The organism is Pantoea sp. SM3 (genome assembly GCF_000963995.1).
Lineage (GTDB): Bacteria > Pseudomonadota > Gammaproteobacteria > Enterobacterales > Enterobacteriaceae > Pantoea > Pantoea rwandensis_B.
Window position 1 is genome coordinate 80,441 of record NZ_JZRD01000032.1, and the last position, 23,045, is coordinate 103,485.

Below are 23,045 nucleotides of genomic sequence, written 5' to 3' on the forward strand. Positions count from 1 at the left end.
CTCAGATCGCATTCAAAATGCGTAACGCTTCGCGATTAAACGCAGGAAGATCATCCGGTGTGCGACTGGTGACGAGCTTATCGTCATCGACGACCACTTCCTGGTCATAAAAATCTGCCCCCGCGTTCCGTAAATCAATAGCGATAGCTTTAACACAGGTCATCTTGCGGCCGCGCACACCATTGGCGCTAATCAGCAACTGTGGACCGTGACAAATTGCGAATACCGGTTTGCCACTGGCGACAAATTCTTTGGTGAAATTCACAAATCGGTCATCACCGCGCAGTGCATCAGGCGAATGACCGCCGGGCAGCAGTAATGCATCAAATTCAGCGGCGTTAACGTGATCAATATCCTTGTCAATGGTGACTTCCGCTTTTCCTTGCTTCCCTTTAACAACCTTTCCCGCTTGCATCTCAATCGTCACGACCTCATGACCCGCGTTGGTATAGGCTTCTGCGGGCGAGGTGAACTCTGAATCTTCAAATTCATCAGTGATCAGGACGGCGATCTTCTTACTCATTTCTTTCTCCTTGCTGGGAAAACGCGGTGCGTTTATGGCCTGGATAACCCAACAAGTCTGGTCGCCATGTTTTAGAACGCAAGCCAGGCGGCAGGTAATCATGGCAATTTGAATGGGGAGTATTCTGCTTTGCATAGTTCTTCCCTATACAGCATGAGAGTGGAGAGTAAGCGTACGGTGTGAACCGTATTGACAGGATGTGCCGGAACTCTACGGATATGTAAACTCACCACAGTAGTCACCCACCCACGCGAGCGTCCTCGCTTCAATCCTTAGTCCCAAATCAGAGGCGGTGCTGTCTTTGACGAAGCGGGAGATCAGCACTATTTTTTGAGCGAGGTTCAAGACGATAAGCATCAAGGTTCTTCAGTCACAAAATAATCAAAAGACAGGCAAATCAACCCTGACCACAGCGCAGGGTATTTTAGGACGATAAAACTTTTCGGGGCGGGTATTGATGAGATTACGTTCACTGCAGGTTCTCTGTCTGCTCAACTTCTTTATCGCTGATGTCCGGGATGGGCTGGGCCCGTTTCTGGGCATTTTTCTGGTATCCCACCACTGGCGAGCGGAAGAAATTGGTCTGGTGATGACGTTGGGCGGATTAGCTGGACTATTGGCTACCTTCCCCGCAGGGATGATTGTCGATGCCACCCGTTTTAAACGACTATTGATTGTTACTGCATCTCTGCTGATTACTTTGAGCGCCCTCGCCCTCTGGTATTTCCCCACATCTGCTGTGGTTATTTTATCGCAAATTATTACCGGTATTGCGGCAGCTGTCGTTACGCCAGCGATTGCGGGTATCACCTTAGGTATCACCGGTCAGAAAGGTTTTTTGTCTCAGATGGGACGAAACGAAGCTTTTAACCATAGCGGCAATATGGCGGTGGCGGTGCTGGCGGCCATCACCTGCTGGATCTGGGGCACCGGTTCGGTATTCTTGCTGATGACCACCATGGCGGTATGCGCGGTTTTATGCACTTTAGCGATCAACAAAAACGATATAGATCACGATGTGGCCAGAGGAATAGAAAAGCATGAAGGTCCGACCGTGTCTGTCTCTGTGCTGGCATTAATAAAGCGACCCGAACTGGCACTAACAGGGTTGACCTTGCTTCTCTTCCATCTGGCCAATGCAGCGCAACTGCCAATGTTAAGCATGCAGGTTGCCTCCTCTCCCACGGAATCTTTGTTCTCGCCGGGAACCTATGCTGCCCTCACAGTCGCCATTTCTCAAGCGGTGATGATCCCTGTCGCATTGCTTACAGCGCGATATGCATCACGGTATGGTTATGCCAGACTTGTTGTTATTGCGCTGATTGTACTGCCATTTCGTGCAGCGATTGCGTCGTTCTGGAGCAATGAGTTCGTGTTGTTTCCCGTGCAGGCTCTGGACGGTGTCGCTGCGGGTATCTTAGGCGTTGCCGTTCCCGGACTTATTGCCTCATTATTTAATGGTTCAGGACATATCAACGCCGCGCTTGGGCTCGTTATGCTGCTACAAGGATTGGGAGCCTCATTCAGCCCGGCATTGGCTGGTGCCATCGTCAGCCACACCTCATGGAGCTTTGCCTACCTTATTTTAGCGGGCATTGCGCTTTGCGCCGTTTTCATCTGGATAATATTCAGCAAGCATGTTTTTAAATCACTTTAGGCTGAACAAAAAACGATGTTGGGAATAATAAAATGGAGATTTATTGGCATAACGTATGACTCGCACGTACCACACACGCTGATAAAAATCTCAAAAGCATCCCTGCCCCTCATTTTTATCCTGAATATCCTTTTCACGCATAAAATTTCACTTTATCCCTCAATATTCCGCCCTTTCACATAGCGCCAGAAGCGTTCCGCCGTGAGATTTAAGCGTGCGCCTGAGCGATAAACATAAGCCGAAATCTTAAGCGATAGGCTGTGGTCCATGATCGCCAGCCTTCTCTCCTCCAGTTCACGCTGAATCGAGTAACCTGGCAGCCAGCCAACGGCATCGCCTTTCAGGATCATTCTTTTCAGTAACTCGCTCATCGATGAAACAAAGGTCAGAATAAAGGTGGTATTGGGTATGCGATCAATGACCTGATTAACCTGGCGACCCATATAACTGTCATTGGCATATTTGACCAGCGGCAGTGTGTCGCCATTAATAGAGAATATCGGCTTACCGTGCTGATCACAGGGTGAGACCAGATGCAGAGCGGAATCGAAAATTTTATGGTTGATGAACGGGTAATTCATCAACTCTTCGTTATAAAAGGACAGGATAAAATCACTTTTCCCCTCCTTTAGATTGAATACTGCGTCATTGACGTTAATCGATTCAACAAAAAACACCTTGTCCGGGCTGTCGCGGTAATCCGCTAAGATGTCGGGCAGCAGAAGGACGGAAAGTGAAGGCGCCGCATCGATACGGATACTTTGCTTTGACTTATCTTCCCCCTTGATTCGACTAATCTGGAAGTCCATATCGTCAAGCATGTTTCTGGCATAGCCGACAAATATCCTGCCCTGCGGCGTCAACTGTGGCGGGTTCACTTCACGATTAAATACGCTGAAACCCAGGTTCGATTCGAGTGCCTGAATCCTTCTGCTAAACGAGGATTGCGAAATATTTCGTCTCTCTGCCGCAAGGGTAAAGCTGCGGCATTCTTCTAATGCAATCACATCATAGAACCACTTCACTTCGAGGTTACTTAGCACGTCTTCGCTCCAATTACAGCCCCCATTTCTATGCATTTTTTACATGACAAATGATTTATATGCAATTTCTGCATCAAAAAGCCAGTGCTACTATCCATCCTCTACTCGGGTCGGCCCTTGCCGTCTCGCCATGCATCCAATGAGTCAGGGTATTTTATGAGCGCAATTAAATCTGTCATGCAACATCTCTCAAGCCTTGGCATCAACGATGTCAGCGAGATCGTCTATAACCCGAATTACGAATTGCTGTTCGAGCATGAAACGTCAGCCGAGCTTAAAGGCCCGGCGCGCGGAATATTAACGACCTCAGGTGCGGTGACGGTTGATACCGGCGAGTTCACTGGCCGCTCTCCGCGCGATAAGTACATCGTTCGCGACGATGTGACGCGCGATACCCTGTGGTGGTCGGATGCTGGCCTGGGGCGTAACGATAACAAACCGATGTCCACTGAAGTGTGGGCACACCTGAAAACGCTGGTTGCCGATCACTTATCTGAGAAAGCGCTGTATATCGTTGATGCCTGGTGTGGTGCCAGTGCCGATACTCGTCTGGCCGTGCGTTTTGTCACTGAGGTGGCGTGGCAGGCGCATTTTGTCAAAAATATGTTTATCGCACCAACCACCGAAGAGCTGGCAAGCTTTACCCCGGACTTCACGGTGATTAATGGCGCCGGTTGCGTCAATCCGCAGTGGCAGGAGCAAGGGTTAAACTCAGAGAACTTTGTTGCTTTCAACCTCACAGAGAATATCCAGCTGATTGGCGGGACCTGGTACGGCGGCGAAATGAAAAAGGGGATGTTCTCAGTGATGAACTACCTGCTGCCGCTGAAGGGTATCGCGTCAATGCACTGCTCAGCAAACCGGGGTGAAAAAGACGACGTGGCGCTGTTCTTTGGCCTCTCCGGTACCGGAAAAACCACACTGTCGACCGATCCGCGTCGCCAGCTCATTGGTGATGATGAGCACGGCTGGGATGCAGACGGCGTATTCAATTTTGAAGGCGGCTGCTATGCCAAGACCATCAATCTGAAAGCGGAATCTGAACCGGAAATTTATGGCGCCATCCGCCGCAACGCGTTGCTGGAAAACGTCGTTGTTCGTGAAGATGGCAGCGTGGATTATGCCGATGGCAGCAAAACCGAGAACACACGCGTCTCTTATCCACTGTCGCACATCGAGAATATCGTGCAGCCGGTGTCTCGCGCCGGTCACCCTTCCCGCATTATCTTCCTTGCAGCGGATGGATTCGGCGTGCTCCCACCAGTATCTCGCCTGACGCCAGAACAGATGCAGTATCACTTCTTGTCTGGCTTCACTTCCAAGCTCGCGGGCACCGAGCGCGGGATTACTGCCCCAACGCCGACATTCTCTGCCTGCTATGGTGCGGCTTTCCTGATGCTGCATCCAACACAATATGCTGATGTGCTGCAGGAGAAAGTTGCGCAGAGCGGTGCTGAAGTGTGGCTGGTGAATACGGGCTGGAACGGCGCGGGTGAGCGTTTGTCGTTGAAAGATACACGCCAGATCGTCAACGCCATCCTTGAAGGGGAAACGGGCGCATTGCGTGAAGAAAAACTGCCGATCTTTGGCCTCGCCATTCCGCAAGAGATTGCTGGCGTCGATGTGAACACGCTCGATCCGCGCAACGGCTGGGCATCACCAGCAGAATGGCAGGAAGCGGCAGAGAAACTGGCACAGCTGTTTATCAATAATTTCAAACAGTACAGCAACAACGAGGCCGGGGCGCGTATTGCGCAGGCTGGTCCGCAGTTGTAAATGCGCTTAGGCTTATCATTCGCTGGCACGCGGTTGCCGCTGATGTGGCGCTGAAATCTCAGTAAACTCACGCTGCCCTGTGTAATATCGCTGGGCAGCGTTCTGTTTAAAAGAACAGAGAGAATGCTGGTCCTCAGGCATTCTTTATCACTTACCCAGCGGCGAGGTAGTGTTAGCACAAGAGCAATATTATACGGTGCAGGTTGTTCAACAGGAGATTTCAACCGCGGGATGGAGTCAGCACGAGCGGGAGGTGATGTCGGACTATCACTGGTGGAAACTGGAAGAACTGATATGCAGTGGGGAACGCTATTATCCGGAAAATTTAGCGGCTTTGCTGGAAATCGCCCAGCAGTCTGCTGCACGCTGACGGTTGCAGGCGGCAATCATAACCGCCTTCGATAAGCCCTGTCGGCGCATCAATTCTTATCGTTATCGCTACGGTAAATATCTGGACGCGTGATTGTCCACGCATAATCAGGACGATTGACTGGCTCGTAGCCAAATTTCTCATAAAGCCATGGCGCTGTCGTAGTGAACAACATGATCCTGCGCAGCCTGTTAAATAGAGGATGGTCATGAATGCACGTCATTAACCATCTGCCTAACCCCTCCCCCTGATGCGCTTCCAGTACATACACGTCACAGAGATAAGCAAAGGTCGCATAATCTGTTATGAGCCGGGCAAATCCGACCTGAGATTGATGATGATAAATGCCAAAGTTGAGGCTATTTTGAACTGAAGCGGTGACGGTTTCCACGTCTATGCCTTTCGCCCATGTTGAGCGCGTCAGATACTGGTGTATCGCCTCCACATCCAATTTTGCGCTGTCTGTACTAATGAGATAGTCATTTTGATGCCATTCATGGATTGATGGAAGCGTCACTCTTCACTCCAAATAACTTTTTCAGTGGTGCTGAAATCCTATCATAGCGGAATGACCATGGGTTCTGATGTATATTGCTTTGCGAGATCCGATGTTATTGATATCGATCCGTGTTAATTAACAGAGCGTTGGTTTTCGCTACTCTGTCATTAATCTGGGTGAAAGAAATCCTGCAGAATTAAACGGGTGTTCTTTGAGGACTTTGACATGACCCCCTTTTATCAACTTACCGCCACCAACCTGAGCGGCCAGCTTATTTCAATGGCTGATTACGCTGGCAAACTGGTTTTGGTGGTGAACACCGCCAGCCACTGTGGCTTTACACCACAATACACAGGCCTCGAAGCGCTTTATAAGAAGTACGCCGCTCAGGGGCTGATGGTGCTGGGCTTCCCCTGCAATCAGTTCGGTAAGCAGGAGCCCGGTGACGCCGACGCGATCTCACAAACCTGCCACATCAACTACGGTGTAAGCTTTCCGATGTTCGAGAAGATCGAGGTCAACGGAGCCGCTGCCCACCCGGTGTTTAGTTATCTGAAAAGCGAATTACCCGGCGTGCTCGGCGGTAGGATCAAGTGGAACTTTACGAAATTCCTCATCGGACGCGACGGCAACCCCATTAAGCGGTTTGCACCCTTTACTACGCCAGAGAAAATGGAATCAATAATAATGGCTGAACTTAAAATTTAAATGTTCCTGACACTGAACTATTCGGTTTGGTAAGACTTCCACTCCTGCAGATTAATGCAGTACATCAGGCTGGGTGGAAGCCCTTCTATGTCCGTTACTTTTTTTTGAAATTTTAGTCCTGCCTTTTCCAGCACCTTTTGAGAGGCAATATGATTTTCTCTCACTACGCCGACAATCTCGTCAAGACCAACCTCTTCAAATCCGAAGCGTAAAGCCCTTCTGGAAAGTTCAGTGGCATAACCTTTACCCCAGGCTTCTGGCTCAAATCTATATCCTAAGTTATTTGTTTTACGCCCATCAAAATGGCTTACAAAAACCCCGCCAAAACCAATGACATGCTGCGGATTCGCTTTCTCAAAAATGGTCCAATCGCCGAAACCGTTTTCCTTATCACTCTCGAGTGAGCGCATTAATGTTTCTTTCGCATAATCGATGTTGGGATACGGGCCACGCGGATTAAACTTATGCGTTTCAGGATTGCCGTAGATTCTGAAAAGGTCGTCCAGATCCTCAGCTAAATTAAAACGATAAAGCAAGCGTTCAGACTCCCAGAACATACCGTTTACCCCTGTCATTTCATCAGAGTCCTTTACTTTAATAGATCGAAGATAAATATGACTATAGGAGGGTTTTAAAAACCGCTAAATCATAGCCTCGCCCGGCAAATTGTAAATTTATGTCTATGCTGTATCTGAATCAACAGCTATGAGCTGGATTCAGCTTAACGATTTACAGTTTTTTATAATGAGAGATCAACCAAAAGTGTTTGATTTTTAAGGGAAGGGTAATGCTTAGTTTAAGACGTAAAAAGGTTAAACCGATGCGGCTGAAGGACGTGACAATCATTGATGATGCTCGTCTCAAGAAGGCGATTACCGCCGCCGCTCTGGGTAATGCGATGGAGTGGTTCGACTTTGGGGTTTACGGCTATGTTGCGGCCGTTTTGGGGAAGGTGTTTTTCCCAGGTGCCTCTCCGGGCATCCAGATCATCGCCGCTTTGGGCACATTCTCCGTTCCGTTTATCATCCGTCCGCTAGGGGGAATGTTCTTTGGTGTATTAGGTGATAAATATGGCCGCCAGAAGATCCTCGCCATCACTATCATATTGATGACCTTCAGTACTTTCAGCATCGGTCTCATTCCCTCCTATGCCACTATCGGCTTCTGGGCACCGGTCTTGCTGCTGATTGCGAAAATGGTGCAAGGATTCTCGGTGGGAGGGGAATATACCGGCGCATCCATCTTTGTGGCGGAGTACTCACCCGACCGCAAACGCGGATTTTTAGGCAGCTGGCTTGATTTCGGTTCGCTGGTTGGCTTCGTCTGCGGCGCCGGTGTGGTTGTGCTGCTCACCACCATTCTTGGCCAGGAAACCTTTAACGACTGGGGTTGGCGCATCCCCTTCTTTATGGCGTTGCCGCTGGGTTTAGTCGGCCTATACCTGCGTCATGCACTTGAAGAGACCCCGGCATTCCAGAAACATGTAGATTCACTGGAAGAAGGTTCCAAACAAGGTTTAAGTGAAGGCCCTTCCGTTCCATTTAGAGAGATTGCACGCAAGCACTGGCGGAATCTGATCTCCTGCATCGGCATCGTGATCACCACCAACGTGGCTTACTACATGCTGCTGACTTACGTGCCGAGTTACCTGACCCACAATCTGCACTATTCAGAAGACCGGGGTGTTTTGATCATCGTCGTTATCATGCTGGCGATGCTGTTTGTGCAACCGGTTATGGGATTACTCAGTGATAAATTTGGACGTCGTCCGTTTATCATTATTGGTAGCGTGGCCATGGTGCTGTTATCCATTCCCTCCTTCATGCTGATTACTCATCACAGTTTAGTCGCACTCTTTTTTGGTCTCCTCATTCAGGCAGTCATCCTCAACTGCCTGATAGGCGTGATGGCTTCCACTCTGCCCGCGTTATTCCCGACGGAAGTGCGTTACAGCGCGTTGGCCAGCACCTATAACATCTCCATTTTGGTGGCGGGTATTACCCCTACCCTTACCGCCTGGTTAGTGGAAGTGACGGGCAATCTTTACATGCCCGCGTGGTATTTGATGGTGGTAGGTGCGATTGGCGTGGTGACGGGTTTTACCGTGAGAGAAACCGCTAACAAACCGCTGTATGGTGATACCCCGGCGGCCTCATCCCTTGAAGAGGCTAAAGAGTTACTGCAGGAACATCATGATGGCATTGAGCAGCGCATCGAGGATATTGATGAACAAATTGAGGCGTTGAAGAATAAGCGCCGCAATTTAGTCGCTCAACACCCCGAAATAACGCAATAAATAATAGCCGCTGCCTTCGGGCAGCGGATTTTCATTCAATCGTATTCGCCCCCCTATACGTTACCCGGCGCAGAACACTCACAACCGTCTATACTTTCAGTGAGTTGGTTAGATGATGACTCCAGATTCAATTAACGAATAACATTGAATATCGCTTTATCATGGTCGCTAATGAGTAACAAATAAACTCATTATTAGTGAGTAAATGATTTATTGATAACCGGGTTGAATACGGTTACTGAATGTTTAATTTATCTGACAACGTTAAGTTGTCAGCTGAGTATGAGGGAAAATAATGCCATCGATATTTGATGAGTTATCTGACGCCCCTTCATGGGTGCCTGCTGTGTTACTTGTCACCCTTTCGCTTGTCGCGGGTTTTTTGGCTCGCTTCCTACTGCTTAGATTTATACGTTACTGGCAGAATCGCGACAGAAAATTATTTAAGTCACTTGAAAAGCATCTTCGTGGATCCTTATTTCTGTTCATTCCACTCATGTTGATTAATGTCGGGGCTGACTATGTTAATATTCATCCCGATTCACTTTCGTTCATTACTCCCACACTGAATGTTTTTATCATATTGTCGTTATGCTCCGTGTTAATCAGGTTGACCAACGTCGCGCAGGACATGCTATTTATTCGCTATGATATTAATCTGTCAAACAACCTGCGCGCCAGGAAGATTCGCACCCAAATCATTTATGTCAAAAAGGTCGCGATTGTCCTGCTTGTGTCATTCTGCCTTTCACTGATTCTTATCAGTATTCCCGGCGTAAGAAAATTCGGCACCACCATTCTCGCAGGCGCCGGGGTGGCAGGCATCATCATTGGTTTTGCGCTGCAGAAGTCACTGGTAAATCTGTTCGCTGGCATTCAAATCGCCTTCACGCAACCGATCAAAATTGATGATGCCGTTGTGGTTGAAAATGAATGGGGCTGGATTGAGGAGATCAACCTGACCTATGTTGTGGTGCGTATCTGGGACCTGCGTCGACTGGTGCTGCCGATTACCTATTTTACCGAGAACGCCTTCCAGAACTGGACGCGCAACAATGCCCAAATATTAGGCTCGGTTTTTCTTTACCTCGATTACTCGATGCCGCTCGAACCGCTGCGTCAGCATTTTGAAAAAATTCTCAGCGAAACCAAACTCTGGGATCAGCAAACTCAGGTGCTTCAGGTGACCGATACCACTGACAAAACCATGACGATTCGTTTATTAATGACCGCACAAAACTCCCCAACGGCCTGGGATTTACGCTGCTATGTGCGCGAGAAGATGATTGAGTTTATTCAGCAGAATTATCCGCAGAGCCTTCCTAAAGTGCGGGCAACGCTGAATGGATAAGAACGGAAACTGGCGGCCCAGAACCGCCAGTTGTTCTTCAGTGCCCGCGACGCGCCCGCATCATCGCAAGCCTGAACTGGCGGACATCTTGTGGTGTCCAGCAGCGGCAGGACAACGGTGCGGTGTCGTCAACCGCGGCGGGTAGCGGGACTTTCTCTAGCGTGCCACGATTGCAAATCGCACAGGCTAAAGTGGCGGAGGGCACGCCAAGATAGCGCGCCACCTCCGGCAAGGTCATCAGTGAAGTACGCATCATAACCTCCTCGTTGCATGTGATTTGACTGACATGGTTGAGCAGTTTTCAGCGTAATTTTATGATCGCGATCAGGTGATGAATTATTTTTGGTTAAAAAATAATCACAGCGTCATCAGCATCTCGTGCCACGCCATGCCACCGTGATCGGAATCCGAAGGTTTGATGTACTCATAACCAAACTTCTTATACAGATCAACGTGATGGGTCTTGCACATCAAATGAATGGTCTGCTTATCCATTTGCTTCATGAGCGTAATGAACTGTTGCATCATCAGCGTGCTGTAACCTTTGCCCTGATACGCGGGATCGAGCACCACTGACATGATTACGACGTTAGGTGCTACAGGATCGTGCCCGATTAACTCCTTAAACTCCTCATCTGACATCACCACATCCCAGGCACAACCGGCATTGATAAAGCCAATGATTTGCCCCTCGCTTTCCAGGCACATAAAACCTTGCGGATACTGTGCAATACGGGTAGCAATTTTCTCGCGCGTGGCTGCCTCATCGCCTTCGTAGGCATCAATTTCAATGGCATAGCAACGATCAACATCGGCTAAGGTGGCACTACGGAACATCAAATTCGACACAGCAGACCTCTAAACATAACATCTCGTGGACGCCATTTTAGCAGGGTGTCATGGGGAAAGGTGGAGAGAATAGAGCGCTGCTTCGCAGCAGCGCGACTGTTTTAAATAACTTCCACTACCCGATTTTCCCGTGCGCTGATAAACGCAGCATCCAGTACCGCCAGTACCTCAATGGCCTGTTCTGGCGTTACCGGGGGTTCACTGCCATCGCGCACTGCTTGAGCAAAAGCTTCGTAGTAAGCGTGATAAGCACCTTGTTCGGAAGGCACGCGCTCTGAACCTTGCAGCGTATTAAGTGTGCCCCAGCGCTCAGGCTGCTCATAGCCCCAGGCAGCGAGATCGTCCGCGGGGCGCTGGCCGGCAAAAATGGCCTGTGCCTGCACATCCGTCCCCTGCGAGACAAAGCTACCGGCATCGCCATAAAGACGGAACTCACGGCAAACAAAGCGATTCAGTTTGGTGGCGGAAAGATAGGATGTAGTCCCATTGTGGTGAGTCAGCGTCAGCACAAAACTGGCGTCAGTCGGTCCTTCCGGCAGGTCGATAATATCCAGCTGAGCATAAACCGATTTTACTGGCCCCAGCAGAAACAGTGCCTGGTCGACGATATGACTGCCCAAATCACGCAGCAGGCCGCCGGTTTCGCCGCCTTCAAGGGTATTGGCATCGTCAAAATCCATACGATTATGCAAACGCCATACTTTTCCCACCCGATTTTGCTCAATCAGTTTTTTCAGCGTGCGCACATCATGGTCGAAACGGCGGTTGTGATACACGCTCAGTACAACGCCTTTGGCTTTTGCTGCATTGGCCAATTCACGTCCCGTTTTCGCATCGGGTGCAAAGGGTTTGTCGGCGATCACCGCCACACCCGCGGCGATGGCTTCCAGCACCAGTTCGCGGCGTGTTTGCGGTGGGGTGGTAATGGTGACAGCATCGACACCCGCCGCCAACATGTCGGTCAGGCTGGCATAAATCGGAATGTCGGGAAAATCCGCTTTCACGCGTGCGATAGTGGCTGGCGCACGCGCCACAATGCCCGCTAACTCGACGCCTTCAGCCGCATTAATAAACGGTGCGTGAAAATGCTTACCGCCCGTTCCATAGCCCACGATACCGATTTTCATGCTGCCTCCTTGTGTCAGATAAGAGTTGTAAGGCAATCAGTAATAACATAATCGCAACAACTAAAACTGCTCACACACGCAAAAGTGGCACAAAAATATCATTTTCAGGAAAAATGGCTTTACTGTGCCGCAGGGAAGTTGCGTTTTATCGGCGCAAAGTCACTGGCGTTTTTGCCTAACAATCGCTGTGGGCGGAAATCTGTCAGTAGCTCACTGGCCTGATCCTGCACCAGCTCCTGCGCCACCAGCTTGCCAATCATCGGTGACAGCGTGATGCCACTGTGTGTGACTGCCACATAAACACGCTGCTGAGGCGTGACGTAGCCGATAGCAGGTAAACCATCCGCCGGTCTGGCGCGTTGACCGATCACAATGTGCTCAATCTGCAATTCGCCTGCATCTGCAAACAACGCGTGATAGCGATCGCGAAATGCCTGAGCAATATCGCCATGGCATGAAGGGGGGGCGGCAGGATCGGCAAGGTCATCCAGCGCCAGTGCCTGCAACAGCAATCGCCCGCCGCCGTCCGGACGCACATTAAGCTGAGGAGAGATTAAATTGGTTGCCAGCGATAGCGGCTGTGGCGCCGTGCGTGCCAGGAAACTACAGGCCACCGCGTTGGGTTTGCTGGTATCGAGCAGCGCCAAATCAAGATTAAGGGTGTTAAGCAGTTGATTGGCCCAGCGCCCGGTGGCAATCACCACGCGATCACCCTGCCACTGTTCACCGTTTGTCAGATGTAGCGTCACACCCTCAACGTGTTCGCTAAGGCGTTCAATGGCGTGATACTGATGCAATATCGCTCCGTTGGCACGCGCTTCAGACCAAAGTCGCGAGATATACAGTGCAGGATGCAATACCGATTCGGTTGGAAAGTGCCAGATACTTCCACTTACAGCCTGTGAACGCAGCTCCGGCACTTCACGCTGCAACGCATCCGGGGTGACCTCGTGCGCTGGGTAGCCCAGCGATTGCAGTGAGGTGACACGCTGACGCAATCTCTGTTGCGCATCCCCCTCTGCCGCCCACTCCCATGTGCCGCAGGTTTCCAGCCAGCGCAGTCCATTCGGTTGCGACAGCTGCAACTTGGCATGCTCCTCCATAGAAAGCGCATTGAGTTGGTGATAGCTAACGGGTTGTTTACCATTGGAGTTGACCCAGGCGAAGGTGGTGCTGCTGGTGCCGGCACCGATATGTTGCTGTTCAAAAACCGTGACCTGCACGCCCTGCAAAGCTAATGCGCGCGCCACCGCTAATCCGATGACGCCAGCGCCCACTATCGCAATCTTTTGAGTTGTCATAAATGGCTCCTGAATGAAGGGGCCTATCATAACAACGTTCATCTGCAGGGATTGCAATGACGATATAAATCTTATTTCACAGGATATAAGAAAATCCTCTGATGCCAGAAAATAGATTTATACGGTCGTCAGCATTTTCCCATTTGAGAAATAGGCCAGCAAATTCTCCAGCACATTATTCGCCATGCCTTCACGGGTTTCATGGGTGGCACTCGCAATATGTGGGGTTAATAATACATTATCTAATTCACGCAGCGCAGGATGAATAACCGGTTCTTGCGGGAAAACATCCAGCGCGGCGCCTTTTATCACACCCTGCTGCAATACCTGGATAAGATCGTTTTCATTCACCACCGTGCCGCGAGCGATGTTGATCAGCACACCCGATTTCCCCAACGCCGCCAGCACTTTTGCGTCCACCAGCTGGATATTTTCCGGGCTACCCGGCAGCGCCAGTACCAGGAAATCACTGCATGCCGCCAACTGTTCGATGCTCTCACAGCGTTGATAAGGCACATTTTTCTGGCTACGCGCAGTATAGGCGATCTCCATGCCGAATGCTTCTGCACGGCGGGCGATGGCCAGCCCAATCGCGCCCAAGCCCGCGATACCCATGCGTTTTCCGCTGGCCTTACTGGAAAGTGAAGCACCGGTATTTTCCCACGCACCAGAGCGGGCGAATTGATGGTAGGCCACCAGATTGCGCGAGAACGCTAACGTTAGCGTCATGGCTAAATCGGCAACATCATCGGTGAGAATATCGCTGGTAATGCTGACCTGAATAGCATGTGCAGCGGTGTAATTCAGGTCTATACGGTCAGTACCCACACCAAACACCGCAATGGCTTTACAGGCAGGCAACTGTTCAAGAATAGCCGTTTCCACACCGACGTCACCCCGCGTCACTATTCCCTGGATCTCTTTACCCTGACGCTGAAGAAATAGCGCAGCATCCTGCTCATCATATAAACGATGGCAATGAAAATGTTGCGAGAGTTTTTCGTCCAGCTGCGGCATCAGTGGCTGGATAATCAAAATGTGGGGTTGCGTAGACATCATTATTTTCCCGGATGGATAAGCATGTCGTTTCAGACTACCGGATGAATTTATGTTACGGCACCCTTGTTACTTTTTTCGCTAATAAGATCACGGGGAAAGTGAAATGAATCCCGGTGGACAATCAGGTTTTATTTCGGATCTGTTTACAGCGTAATGCGTTGAGCACGCTGGCGAACTCACCTTACGCAGTCTACGGTTAATAAAAAAACCATAACAATTCAACTTACCATGGAAAGCCGCTATGACCGCCCATGTCGATATCACAGCAAGCCAGGAACACGAACTTCACTCTTTGCAGCAATTATTGCAGGCGCATCTTGAGCAATTGCTGCCGGCGGGCCAGCCAGGCGATCAGGTTCGTGCCGCCATGCGCGCCGGTGCACTGGCACCAGGTAAACGCATTCGTCCGCTGCTGCTGCTGTTGGCTGCGCGAGATATGGGCTGCAAAGCATCACAACATGGCATGCTTGATCTCGCCTGTGCGGTAGAAATGGTACATGCCGCGTCGCTGATCCTCGATGATATTCCCTGCATGGATAATGCGCAGATGCGACGCGGACGTCCAACGGTGCATCGCGAATTTGGCGAAAGCGTGGCGATTCTGGCGGCGATTGCCCTGCTGAGCCGCGCCTTTGAAGTGATCGCCATCGCACCGGGTTTAGCCGCCCTGCAGAAATCAGAGGCGATTGCGGAACTCTCTTCTGCCGTGGGTTTACAGGGCCTGGTGCAAGGCCAATTCCAGGATCTCCAGCACGGCGCGCAAACGCGTAGTGCGGAAGCCGTCGCACTCACCAACGAACTGAAAACCAGCGTGCTGTTCCGTGCCACCTTGCAGATGGCAGCGATTGCTGCGGAAGCAACCCCTGCCATGCGCCAAAAACTCAGCTATTTCGCGCAGGATTTAGGTCAGGCTTTCCAACTGCTCGACGATCTCGCGGACGGCAGTAAACACACGGGCAAGGACATCAATCAGGATCAGGGTAAATCAACGCTGGTGCAGATGTTGGGGGCCGAAGGTGCTGAACGCCGCCTGCGTGACCATCTGCGCAGTGCCGATGCGCACCTCGCCTGTGCCTGCCATCGTGGTATCGCAACCCGTCAATATATGCACGCCCTGTTTAATCAACAGCTGGCGATGTTTCACTGACCGCGGTATTGCCAATGGGGCACTTTGCCGTTATTGCGCCGCCACTGTATAGCCATTTCCACGCGCTGCAGGCGTTATCACAAGTATTGATTGCGCGCGGTCATCGCATCACCTTTGTGCAACAGCAAGATGCACGCCACTTGCTGAGTGATGGATGCGTAGGATTCAGCGCCGTGGGTGAACATAGTCATCCAGCCGGTTCGCTAGCACGGCTGTTACAGCATCTGGCTTCCCCTCTTGCGTTATGGCGGGTGATCGGTGATATCGCCGCCAGCACCGATATGTTGTGTCAGGAACTGCCTGCGCGTTTAACGTCGTTACAAGTCGATGGTGTGATTGCCGATCAGATGGAAGCGGCGGGTGGATTAGTGGCAGAAGCGTTGCAGCTCCCCTTTGTTTCAGTGGCCTGCGCGTTGCCGGTGAATCGCGAACCAGGCATTCCGCTGGCGGTGATGCCGTTTCAATTTGGTCAGGATGAAAAATCACTGCAACGTTTTCAGACCAGCCAGGATATTTATGATCGCCTGATGCAGCGCCATGGCGCGGTGATCAGCCACCATGCGCAACGATGGGGTTTGCCCGATCGCCACAGCCTGCATGAATGTTTGTCACCGCTGGCGCAGATTAGCCAGCTCGTTCCGGCATTTGATTTTCCGCGCCAGCATCTGCCCAGCCATTTTCACGCTGTGGGTCTGCTGCACGCATCGAATCCTCCCCGCAGTGCCAGCGCGCCCTGGCCTGAGATGCGGCAACCGGTGGTGTATGCCTCTTTCGGTACATTACAGGGCCACCGTTTTCGCTTGTTCCTGCATCTGGCACAAGCGTGCCGCAACCAACAGCTCTCGTTGGTGATTGCCCATTGTGGCGCTTTGGACGCCAATCAGGTGCAGCAGCTGGAGCGCGCCGGTGCGGCGTGGGTGACGGATTTTCTCGATCAGCCAGCCGCGCTGCAACATGCGCAGCTGTTTATCACACATGCCGGACTCAACAGCACGTTAGAGTCATTGGAATGGGGCACCCCGATGCTGGCGCTACCGCTGGCCTTCGACCAACCCGGCGTGGCATCACGCATTATCTGGCACGGCGTCGGTCATCGTGCCTCTCGCTTTAGCCGCGTGCACCAGCTTGAACAGCACCTGCAGCAACTGCTGGCGGATGACAACTATCGGCTGCGCATCTCGCCGATTCAGGCGCAGCTACAGCGCGCAGGGGGTTGCCAGCGCGCCGCGGATATCGTTGAGCAGGCACTCGGTCAGCAATGTGTAGTGCGGGCGGAGGCGACCTGATGCCCGAACATTATGACGTGATTTTAGTGGGTGCCGGACTGGCTAATGGCTTGATCGCGCTACAGTTGCGCCAGCGCCAACCCCAGTTGCGTATTCTGATGCTGGAAAGTCATACGCACCCGGCGGGCAACCATACCTGGTCATTCCATCAGGATGACCTCAGCCCCGAGCAACTTCAGTGGCTGCAACCGTTGATTACCTATCGCTGGTCCGGTTATCAGGTGCGTTTCCCCACATTGCGCCGCGATCTCAGTGGGGAGTATTGCTCAATCACCTCTGCGGATTTTGCCCGGCGGCTTTATGAGGTGATGGGGGAGGACCTCTGGACCGATACCCCCGTGAAAGAGGTGCAACCCACACAGGTTACCCTTACCGACCATCGCGTACTGCATGCTGCGGTGGTGATTGATGGTCGCGGCCTGCAACACACGCCGCATCTGCAACTGGGCTATCAAACCTTTGTCGGTCAGGAGTGGCATCTGGCGAGGCCTCACGGTTTAACGCAGCCGATCTTGATGGACGCGACAGTGGATCAACAACAGGGCTATCGTTTTGTCTACACCTTACCGCTCAGTGCAGATCGTCTGTTAATCGAAGATACGCACTACATCAATCAGCCGATGCTGGCAGAGCACACTGCACGGCAGAATATCGCCGACTACGCCAAAGCACATCACTGGAGATTGAGCCTTCTGTTGCGTGAGGAGCAAGGTTCACTGCCGATAACATTGAGTGGCGATATTGATGCCTTCTGGCAGCAACAGCGTGGTCAACCTTGCAGCGGGCTGCGTGCGGGCTTGTTCCACGCCACCACGGGTTACTCGTTGCCCACGGCCCTGGCGCTGGCAGAACGCATTGCCCAGCTGTTGCCTTGTGATGCGGCAACGCTCAGTCGCGACATCGAACAGTTTGCGCGCGAGCAGTGGCGAACACAGCGTTTTTTCCGATTGCTCAATCGAATGCTGTTCTTAGCCGGACGCCCGGAACAGCGCTGGCGTGTGATGCAGCGCTTTTATCGGCTGGATGCCGGACTAATCAGCCGCTTTTACGCCGGGCAGCTTCGGCTCAGCGATAAAGCGCGCATTTTATGTGGCAAGCCGCCCGTGCCGATAGGTGAAGCGGTGCGCGCACTGATGACGACCTCTTCTAAACCAGGGAAGAAATAATGACACGCACTTATGTGATTGGCGCCGGTTTCGGCGGCCTGGCGTTGGCTATTCGGCTACAGGCAGCCGGTATTCCCACCACGCTGCTGGAGCAGCGCGATAAACCCGGCGGACGTGCCTACGCATGGCAGGAACAGGGCTTTATTTTTGATGCCGGGCCGACAGTGATCACCGATCCGACGGCGATTGAAGGGCTGTTCACGCTGGCGGGCAAGTCGCTCAGTGATTATGTCGAATTGATGCCGGTCACGCCTTTCTATCGCTTATGCTGGGAAGACGGCAAACAGCTCGACTATGACAATAATCAACCGTTGCTGGAGCAGCAAATTGCCCGCTTCAACCCGGCCGATGTCGCAGGCTATCGGCAGTTTCTCGCCTATTCACGCGAGGTGTTCAAAGAGGGCTATCTCAAGTTGGGGACTGTGCCTTTTTTGCATTTCCGTGACATGCTGCTCGCTGGCCCTCAGTTAGGGCGCTTGCAGGCCTGGCGCAGCGTTTACAGTATGGTGGCGAAATTTATACAGGACGATCACCTGCGCCAGGCATTCTCTTTTCACTCGCTGCTGGTTGGCGGTAATCCTTTTGCAACGTCCTCGATCTATACCTTGATTCATGCGCTGGAACGCGAATGGGGCGTATGGTTTCCGCGTGGCGGCACCGGTGCGCTGGTGCAAGGCATGGCAAAACTGTTTACCGACCTGGGTGGCGAATTGTTGCTCAACGCCGAAGTGAGTCAGCTGGAAACCGAGGGCAACCGCATAAGTGGCGTGCAGTTGAAAGATGGTCGCCGGTTTGCAGCGAATGCGGTGGCGTCGAATGCCGATGTCGTGCATACCTATGATCGGTTGCTGCGCGGGCATCCTGCCGCCAGCAAACGTGCCGCCTCGCTGAAACGTAAACGCATGAGCAATTCGCTGTTTGTACTCTATTTCGGTCTGAATCACCCGCATTCGCAGCTGGCGCATCATACCGTGTGCTTTGGCCCGCGCTATCGTGAGCTAATCGACGAGATTTTTAACAGCAGCCAGCTTTCAGACGATTTTTCGCTTTATCTGCATGCACCCTGCTCCAGCGATCCCTCACTGGCTCCGGCAGGCTGTGGCAGTTTTTACGTATTGGCACCGGTGCCGCATCTCGGCACGGCGGCGATCGACTGGCAACAGGAAGGACCGCGTTTACGCGATCGCATTTTTGCTTATCTGGAGGAGCACTATATGCCGGGACTACGTCAGCAACTGGTGACGCACCGCATGTTTACGCCGTTTGATTTTCGCGACACGCTGCATGCCCATCAGGGTTCAGCGTTTTCACTGGAACCGATTTTGACGCAGAGCGCATGGTTCCGCCCGCACAATCGCGATGCGGATATCGCCAACCTCTATCTGGTTGGTGCTGGCACACATCCCGGCGCCGGGGTACCCGGTGTGATTGGCTCGGCGAAAGCCACTGCGCAACTGATGCAGGAGGATCTCGCTGGATGAATCGCCAACCCCTGTTAGAGCAAGTGACTCAGACCATGGCGGTAGGCTCAAAGAGTTTTGCCACCGCCGCGAAACTGTTCGATGCGCCCACGCGGCGCAGCACGCTGATGCTGTACGCGTGGTGTCGCCACTGTGATGACGTGATTGATGGACAAACGCTGGGCGAAGGCGGCACACAGCATGTGGTGGAAGATGCCGAAGCGCGCATGCTGCATCTGCAAATTGAAACCCGCCGTGCTTACAGCGGTGCGCATATGGATGAACCCGCATTCAAAGCGTTCCAGGAAGTGGCGTTAATTCACCAGTTGCCGCCACAGTTGGCGTTTGATCACCTGGAGGGCTTTGCGATGGATGCGCGTGAGGCGCGCTACGTGACGTTCGATGATACTTTACGCTACTGCTATCACGTCGCGGGAGTGGTGGGCCTGATGATGGCCCGCGTGATGGGCGTCCGTGACGAAGCGGTGCTGGATCGCGCCTGCGATCTGGGGCTCGCCTTCCAGCTCACCAACATTGCCCGCGACATCGTCGAAGATGCGCAGAACGGGCGCTGCTATCTGCCGCAAAGCTGGTTGGATCAAGCAGGCTTAACCGGCCAGAATCTTGCCGATCCGCAACATCGCGCCGCCCTGGCGCCACTGGCCGCGCGACTGGTGAGCGAGGCAGAACCCTATTATCACTCTGCTCGTTCCGGCCTACCAGGGTTGCCGCTGCGTTCCGCGTGGGCTATCGCCACCGCACGCGGTGTCTATCGTGAGATTGGGGTGAAAGTGCAACATGCGGGCGAACACGCCTGGGATGCGCGACAACGCACCAGCAGCGGAGAAAAACTGGCGCTGCTGGTAAAAGGTGCCGGATTGGCGCTTACTTCGCGTTTGGCTCGTCCGGAGTCGCGTCCTGAGGGGTTATGGCAGCGTCCGCGTTAGCAGATTTATGGCGCTGTCGCAGCGCCGCCTGCAACTTAGGTAACGGCGGCGCATAGAGAAAGCCGAACGAAACACATCCTTCCCGCCCTCGCACCGCATGATGCATGCGGTGCGCCATATACAGACGCTTGAGATAGCCTTTGCGCGGAATATAGCGGAACGGCCAGCGTTGATGAACCAGTCCGTCATGCACCATGAAATAGAGTGCGCCGTACAAGGTTACGCCCGCACCAATCCATTGCAGCGGCCAATAGCCGTTTACGCCGATGTAGATCAGCGCAATCGCCATGAACATAAACACCACGGCGTAGAGATCGTTGAGTTCAAATTTGCCTTCGTGCGGTTCATGGTGTGACAAATGCCAGCCCCAGCCCCAACCGTGCATGATGTACTTATGCGACAGTGCCGCCACCACTTCCATCACTACCACTGACGCCAGCAGGATCAGCGTATTCCATAACCAGAGCATCGTGCATCCATTTGTGTTGAACAGAGGCTTTAAAGGTGGACGCGGATAGGTGGAGAGGCAAGTCACCAGCATTTATTTTTGTAAGATTGAAGACAATTGCCTTTTCATCCATACTCACTCGCAGTGCAACACGTGTATTCAACACGGGGGATTCATGCCTGATACCAGTGTTAACCAAAAGAAAACCGTCAGCGTTACCGTCGAACCAATGCTTTTACAACAGGCCAGAGATGCCGGTTTAAACTTATCCGCGATTCTGAGTGAAGCATTGCGACAAGAAGTACGGATAGCTGCTGCAAAAAAATGGAAACATGAAAATAGCGCCGGTTTACAGGAACTGAACCGCATAACCGAAGAGCATGGTTTATTGTCCGATGAATACAGGACGTTCTAAAAAATGCATTACATCATTTATAACAACACCAGTAAAAACAGTGCTTACCCTTATCTGGTCGATGTCCAAAGCGATATCATTGATGAGCTCACGACGCGTATTGTTATTCCCTTGTATCCCATGAATCGACTTCAGGCTGGCCAGGTAAAACGGCTTAATCCTGTTATCGAAATTGAGGGAGAAGGATATCTCGTCATGACCCATGAAATGGCAAGCGTGCCCGTATCATTGTTAGGAAAACAGGCGATGGATGCCCGCCCTTATCGCCAGCGAATCAAAGATTCTATTGATTTTATCTTTGATGGATTTTGAGACTTTACATGTCAAGCATCCCTCGCTAGTATCCCCCCTCCTCAGCGGAAATGAACTGCTGCGTAAGCGTTAACGTCAATCAACGCACCATATGCAGAATCGTTCTGCCTCAATTCTATGGTGCGCAAAATATGTCCCATACCGCGATAACCCAAAATCCAGCCCTGCGACGCCCGGGTTTTTTCCTGTTTTTATTGCTGCTTACCGCTGCCAATCTGCGCACGCCGATTACCGCCACCGGTCCCATACTGGAGAATATCCGCGCCAGTTTTGGACTGAGCGCCAGTGCCGCAGGTGTGATCAACTTTTTACCGCTGCTGATGTTTGCCACGCTGGCACCGGCGGCTGCCTGGTTTGGTAATCGCTTTGGCCTGGAACGCAGTTTGTGGGGTTCGCTGCTGCTGATCACGCTGGGGTCGTTGCTACGCATTACCGGCAGTGAAAATGCCATGTGGGCAGGAACCCTTATTCTGAGTTCCGGGATTGCCGCCGCCAATGTCCTGTTGCCACCGCTGATCAAACGTGACTTTACTGAGCACACGGCACGCTATATCGGGTTGTATGCCATGGTGATGGGGATTTCAGCCAGCATTGCATCGGGCATTGCGGTGCCGCTGGCCGAAATGAGCTCCGCAGGTTGGCGTCTTTCACTCGCGGTATGGCTTGTGCCGGCGTTTATCGCGCTGCTCGCCTGGCTACCTTACCTGAAAACATCGGGGCCGCAGGTGCACGCAGCAGCACCCCACAGCGTGATGCGATCGCCCTGGCGCTCAGCATTGGGCTGGCAAGTTTCGCTGTTTATGGCCAGTCAGTCACTGCTGTTTTATACCCTGATTGGCTGGTTCACCCCGTTTGCGCAAGACAACGGTATTAGCCAGATTGAGGCAGGCGGCATGCTGTTCATCTATCAGATTGTCGCCATCGTCTCCAATCTTGCCTGCATGAGTGCCCTTAAACGACTGCGCGATCAGCGCGCTATTGGCTTTGTCGCTTCATTCCTGATTTTTGTCGCGGTAGGCGGCTTGCTGCTGCTGCCTGCATGGTCACTTTTGTGGCTGATTCTGGCTGGATTGGGCGCGGGCGCATCGCTGGTGATCAGCCTTTCACTGTTTAATCTGCGCACCCAGGATCATCGGCAGGCATCAAAACTCTCCGGCATGGCGCAGTGTGTCGGTTACGGGTTGGCGGCACTTGGCCCGCTGTGTTTCGGTATGCTGCACGATGCCAGCGGCAACTGGCTGGTGCCGCTGATCATGTTGCTGGCGGTCACTGTGGTTCAGATGGTGATGGCGTTACTGGCGGGGC

Annotated in this window: 24 protein-coding genes; 14 read left to right on the forward strand and 10 right to left on the reverse strand. The window is 52.3% G+C overall.

All coding sequences use genetic code 11. The features are described from left to right. Position 1 precedes the first annotated feature (1 nt). The gene (locus tag VI01_RS18215) at positions 2 to 523 is read right to left on the reverse strand and encodes a type 1 glutamine amidotransferase domain-containing protein (protein ID WP_045816168.1); all 522 of its coding nucleotides are present in this window, start codon (positions 521 to 523) and stop codon (positions 2 to 4) included. Between the two features lie 457 nt (positions 524 to 980). On the opposite strand from VI01_RS18215, the gene VI01_RS18220 reads away from it, so the two are divergent. Then, positions 981 to 2,180 (forward strand): MFS transporter, encoded by a 1,200-nt coding sequence (locus VI01_RS18220; protein ID WP_045816169.1) that lies wholly within the window; start codon positions 981 to 983, stop codon positions 2,178 to 2,180. 152 nt (positions 2,181 to 2,332) lie between these two features. Here VI01_RS18220 and VI01_RS18225 read toward each other — a convergent pair whose 3' ends face one another. Beyond that, entirely contained in the window at positions 2,333 to 3,223 is an 891-nt protein-coding gene (locus VI01_RS18225; protein WP_045816196.1) for a LysR family transcriptional regulator, read from the reverse strand. A gap of 156 nt (positions 3,224 to 3,379) precedes the next feature. Between VI01_RS18225 and pckA the strand changes: the two genes are divergently transcribed. Both pckA and VI01_RS25435 read left to right on the forward strand, forming a co-directional pair. Beyond that, positions 3,380 to 4,999 carry a phosphoenolpyruvate carboxykinase (ATP) gene (gene pckA / locus VI01_RS18230; protein ID WP_045816170.1) on the forward strand — a complete coding sequence of 540 codons (1,620 nt, stop codon included), beginning with the start codon at positions 3,380 to 3,382 and terminating at the stop codon, positions 4,997 to 4,999. A gap of 169 nt (positions 5,000 to 5,168) precedes the next feature. After that, the gene (locus VI01_RS25435; protein ID WP_156149381.1) at positions 5,169 to 5,369 is read left to right on the forward strand and encodes a hypothetical protein; all 201 of its coding nucleotides are present in this window, start codon (positions 5,169 to 5,171) and stop codon (positions 5,367 to 5,369) included. A 49-nt stretch (positions 5,370 to 5,418) separates the two neighbouring features. On the opposite strand, the gene VI01_RS18235 is transcribed toward VI01_RS25435, so the two are convergent. Next, a complete protein-coding gene (locus VI01_RS18235) occupies positions 5,419 to 5,886 on the reverse strand; it encodes a GNAT family N-acetyltransferase (protein ID WP_045816171.1) in 468 nt (155 codons plus the stop codon). Positions 5,887 to 6,093: 207 nt separating this feature from the next. On the opposite strand from VI01_RS18235, the gene VI01_RS18240 reads away from it, so the two are divergent. Then, on the forward strand, positions 6,094 to 6,576 hold the full coding sequence (locus VI01_RS18240) for a glutathione peroxidase (protein ID WP_045816172.1): 483 nt from the start codon (positions 6,094 to 6,096) through the stop codon (positions 6,574 to 6,576). A gap of 17 nt (positions 6,577 to 6,593) precedes the next feature. On the opposite strand, the gene VI01_RS18245 is transcribed toward VI01_RS18240, so the two are convergent. After that, on the reverse strand, positions 6,594 to 7,133 hold the full coding sequence (locus VI01_RS18245; RefSeq protein WP_045816197.1) for a GNAT family N-acetyltransferase: 540 nt from the start codon (positions 7,131 to 7,133) through the stop codon (positions 6,594 to 6,596). A 230-nt stretch (positions 7,134 to 7,363) separates the two neighbouring features. Here VI01_RS18245 and proP point away from each other — a divergent pair, with 230 nt between their 5' ends. Both proP and VI01_RS18255 read left to right on the forward strand, forming a co-directional pair. Then, the gene (proP, locus tag VI01_RS18250; protein WP_045816173.1) at positions 7,364 to 8,872 is read left to right on the forward strand and encodes a glycine betaine/L-proline transporter ProP; all 1,509 of its coding nucleotides are present in this window, start codon (positions 7,364 to 7,366) and stop codon (positions 8,870 to 8,872) included. A 295-nt stretch (positions 8,873 to 9,167) separates the two neighbouring features. Next, complete coding sequence (locus tag VI01_RS18255; RefSeq protein WP_045816174.1) at positions 9,168 to 10,223, forward strand: mechanosensitive ion channel family protein; 1,056 nt, start codon at positions 9,168 to 9,170, stop codon at positions 10,221 to 10,223. 37 nt (positions 10,224 to 10,260) lie between these two features. Here the strand turns inward: VI01_RS18255 and VI01_RS18260 are convergent, their stop codons facing one another. From VI01_RS18260 to VI01_RS18280, 5 genes are all read right to left on the reverse strand, one after another. Then, positions 10,261 to 10,479 carry a hypothetical protein gene (locus VI01_RS18260; protein WP_369800373.1) on the reverse strand — a complete coding sequence of 73 codons (219 nt, stop codon included), beginning with the start codon at positions 10,477 to 10,479 and terminating at the stop codon, positions 10,261 to 10,263. Positions 10,480 to 10,580: 101 nt separating this feature from the next. Continuing rightward, positions 10,581 to 11,072 carry a GNAT family N-acetyltransferase gene (locus VI01_RS18265; protein WP_045816176.1) on the reverse strand — a complete coding sequence of 164 codons (492 nt, stop codon included), beginning with the start codon at positions 11,070 to 11,072 and terminating at the stop codon, positions 10,581 to 10,583. Between the two features lie 101 nt (positions 11,073 to 11,173). Continuing rightward, a complete protein-coding gene (locus VI01_RS18270; protein WP_045816177.1) occupies positions 11,174 to 12,199 on the reverse strand; it encodes a Gfo/Idh/MocA family protein in 1,026 nt (341 codons plus the stop codon). 119 nt (positions 12,200 to 12,318) lie between these two features. Then, complete coding sequence (locus VI01_RS18275) at positions 12,319 to 13,500, reverse strand: FAD-binding oxidoreductase (RefSeq protein ID WP_045816178.1); 1,182 nt, start codon at positions 13,498 to 13,500, stop codon at positions 12,319 to 12,321. 117 nt (positions 13,501 to 13,617) lie between these two features. After that, complete coding sequence (locus tag VI01_RS18280) at positions 13,618 to 14,559, reverse strand: 2-hydroxyacid dehydrogenase (RefSeq protein ID WP_045816179.1); 942 nt, start codon at positions 14,557 to 14,559, stop codon at positions 13,618 to 13,620. Between the two features lie 241 nt (positions 14,560 to 14,800). Here VI01_RS18280 and VI01_RS18285 point away from each other — a divergent pair, with 241 nt between their 5' ends. From VI01_RS18285 to crtB, 5 genes are read left to right on the forward strand one after another with little or no spacing between them, the layout of a single operon-like run. Continuing rightward, positions 14,801 to 15,706, forward strand: coding sequence for a polyprenyl synthetase family protein (locus VI01_RS18285; protein WP_045816180.1), 906 nt, complete (start codon positions 14,801 to 14,803; stop codon positions 15,704 to 15,706). Positions 15,707 to 15,720: 14 nt separating this feature from the next. Beyond that, positions 15,721 to 16,992 (forward strand): glycosyltransferase, encoded by a 1,272-nt coding sequence (locus tag VI01_RS18290; protein ID WP_045816181.1) that lies wholly within the window; start codon positions 15,721 to 15,723, stop codon positions 16,990 to 16,992. After that, the gene (gene crtY, locus VI01_RS18295) at positions 16,992 to 18,158 is read left to right on the forward strand and encodes a lycopene beta-cyclase CrtY (RefSeq protein WP_045816182.1); all 1,167 of its coding nucleotides are present in this window, start codon (positions 16,992 to 16,994) and stop codon (positions 18,156 to 18,158) included. The genes VI01_RS18290 and crtY overlap by 1 nt, the downstream gene beginning before the upstream one ends. Further along, positions 18,158 to 19,639 (forward strand): phytoene desaturase, encoded by a 1,482-nt coding sequence (locus VI01_RS18300; protein WP_045816183.1) that lies wholly within the window; start codon positions 18,158 to 18,160, stop codon positions 19,637 to 19,639. The genes crtY and VI01_RS18300 overlap by 1 nt, the downstream gene beginning before the upstream one ends. Continuing rightward, complete coding sequence (gene crtB / locus VI01_RS18305) at positions 19,636 to 20,565, forward strand: 15-cis-phytoene synthase CrtB (RefSeq protein WP_045816184.1); 930 nt, start codon at positions 19,636 to 19,638, stop codon at positions 20,563 to 20,565. The genes VI01_RS18300 and crtB overlap by 4 nt, the downstream gene beginning before the upstream one ends. Here crtB and VI01_RS18310 read toward each other — a convergent pair. Then, on the reverse strand, positions 20,504 to 21,034 hold the full coding sequence (locus tag VI01_RS18310) for a sterol desaturase family protein (RefSeq protein WP_045816185.1): 531 nt from the start codon (positions 21,032 to 21,034) through the stop codon (positions 20,504 to 20,506). The two genes, crtB and VI01_RS18310, sit on opposite strands and share 62 nt — an antisense overlap. Before the next feature lie 154 nt (positions 21,035 to 21,188). On the opposite strand from VI01_RS18310, the gene VI01_RS18315 reads away from it, so the two are divergent. The 3 genes from VI01_RS18315 to VI01_RS18325 form a co-directional block, all read left to right on the forward strand. Continuing rightward, a complete protein-coding gene (locus VI01_RS18315) occupies positions 21,189 to 21,428 on the forward strand; it encodes a type II toxin-antitoxin system CcdA family antitoxin (protein WP_045816186.1) in 240 nt (79 codons plus the stop codon). A 3-nt stretch (positions 21,429 to 21,431) separates the two neighbouring features. Beyond that, positions 21,432 to 21,740, forward strand: coding sequence for a CcdB family protein (locus tag VI01_RS18320; RefSeq protein WP_045816187.1), 309 nt, complete (start codon positions 21,432 to 21,434; stop codon positions 21,738 to 21,740). Positions 21,741 to 21,871: 131 nt separating this feature from the next. After that, positions 21,872 to 23,045: MFS transporter (locus VI01_RS18325; protein WP_045816188.1), on the forward strand; the 1,174-nt coding region annotated here is incomplete at its 3' end.

Bases quoted from the DNA above. Each gene is read 5' to 3' on its own strand.
- VI01_RS18285 (WP_045816180.1), top strand. From the start codon at position 14,801: ATGACCGCCCATGTCGATATCACAGCAAGCCAGGAACACGAACTTCAC.
- proP (WP_045816173.1), top strand. From the start codon at position 7,364: ATGCTTAGTTTAAGACGTAAAAAGGTTAAACCGATGCGGCTGAAGGAC.
- VI01_RS18245 (WP_045816197.1), bottom strand. From the start codon at position 7,133: ATGTTCTGGGAGTCTGAACGCTTGCTTTATCGTTTTAATTTAGCTGAG.
- VI01_RS18290 (WP_045816181.1), top strand. From the start codon at position 15,721: ATGGGGCACTTTGCCGTTATTGCGCCGCCACTGTATAGCCATTTCCAC.
- VI01_RS18320 (WP_045816187.1), top strand. From the start codon at position 21,432: ATGCATTACATCATTTATAACAACACCAGTAAAAACAGTGCTTACCCT.
- VI01_RS18310 (WP_045816185.1), bottom strand. From the start codon at position 21,034: ATGCTCTGGTTATGGAATACGCTGATCCTGCTGGCGTCAGTGGTAGTG.
- VI01_RS18215 (WP_045816168.1), bottom strand. From the start codon at position 523: ATGAGTAAGAAGATCGCCGTCCTGATCACTGATGAATTTGAAGATTCA.
- VI01_RS18240 (WP_045816172.1), top strand. From the start codon at position 6,094: ATGACCCCCTTTTATCAACTTACCGCCACCAACCTGAGCGGCCAGCTT.
- VI01_RS18255 (WP_045816174.1), top strand. From the start codon at position 9,168: ATGCCATCGATATTTGATGAGTTATCTGACGCCCCTTCATGGGTGCCT.
- VI01_RS18270 (WP_045816177.1), bottom strand. From the start codon at position 12,199: ATGAAAATCGGTATCGTGGGCTATGGAACGGGCGGTAAGCATTTTCAC.
- pckA (WP_045816170.1), top strand. From the start codon at position 3,380: ATGAGCGCAATTAAATCTGTCATGCAACATCTCTCAAGCCTTGGCATC.
- VI01_RS18280 (WP_045816179.1), bottom strand. From the start codon at position 14,559: ATGATGTCTACGCAACCCCACATTTTGATTATCCAGCCACTGATGCCG.
- VI01_RS18315 (WP_045816186.1), top strand. From the start codon at position 21,189: ATGCCTGATACCAGTGTTAACCAAAAGAAAACCGTCAGCGTTACCGTC.
- crtB (WP_045816184.1), top strand. From the start codon at position 19,636: ATGAATCGCCAACCCCTGTTAGAGCAAGTGACTCAGACCATGGCGGTA.
- crtY (WP_045816182.1), top strand. From the start codon at position 16,992: ATGCCCGAACATTATGACGTGATTTTAGTGGGTGCCGGACTGGCTAAT.
- VI01_RS18275 (WP_045816178.1), bottom strand. From the start codon at position 13,500: ATGACAACTCAAAAGATTGCGATAGTGGGCGCTGGCGTCATCGGATTA.
- VI01_RS18260 (WP_369800373.1), bottom strand. From the start codon at position 10,479: ATGATGCGTACTTCACTGATGACCTTGCCGGAGGTGGCGCGCTATCTT.
- VI01_RS18220 (WP_045816169.1), top strand. From the start codon at position 981: ATGAGATTACGTTCACTGCAGGTTCTCTGTCTGCTCAACTTCTTTATC.
- VI01_RS18300 (WP_045816183.1), top strand. From the start codon at position 18,158: ATGACACGCACTTATGTGATTGGCGCCGGTTTCGGCGGCCTGGCGTTG.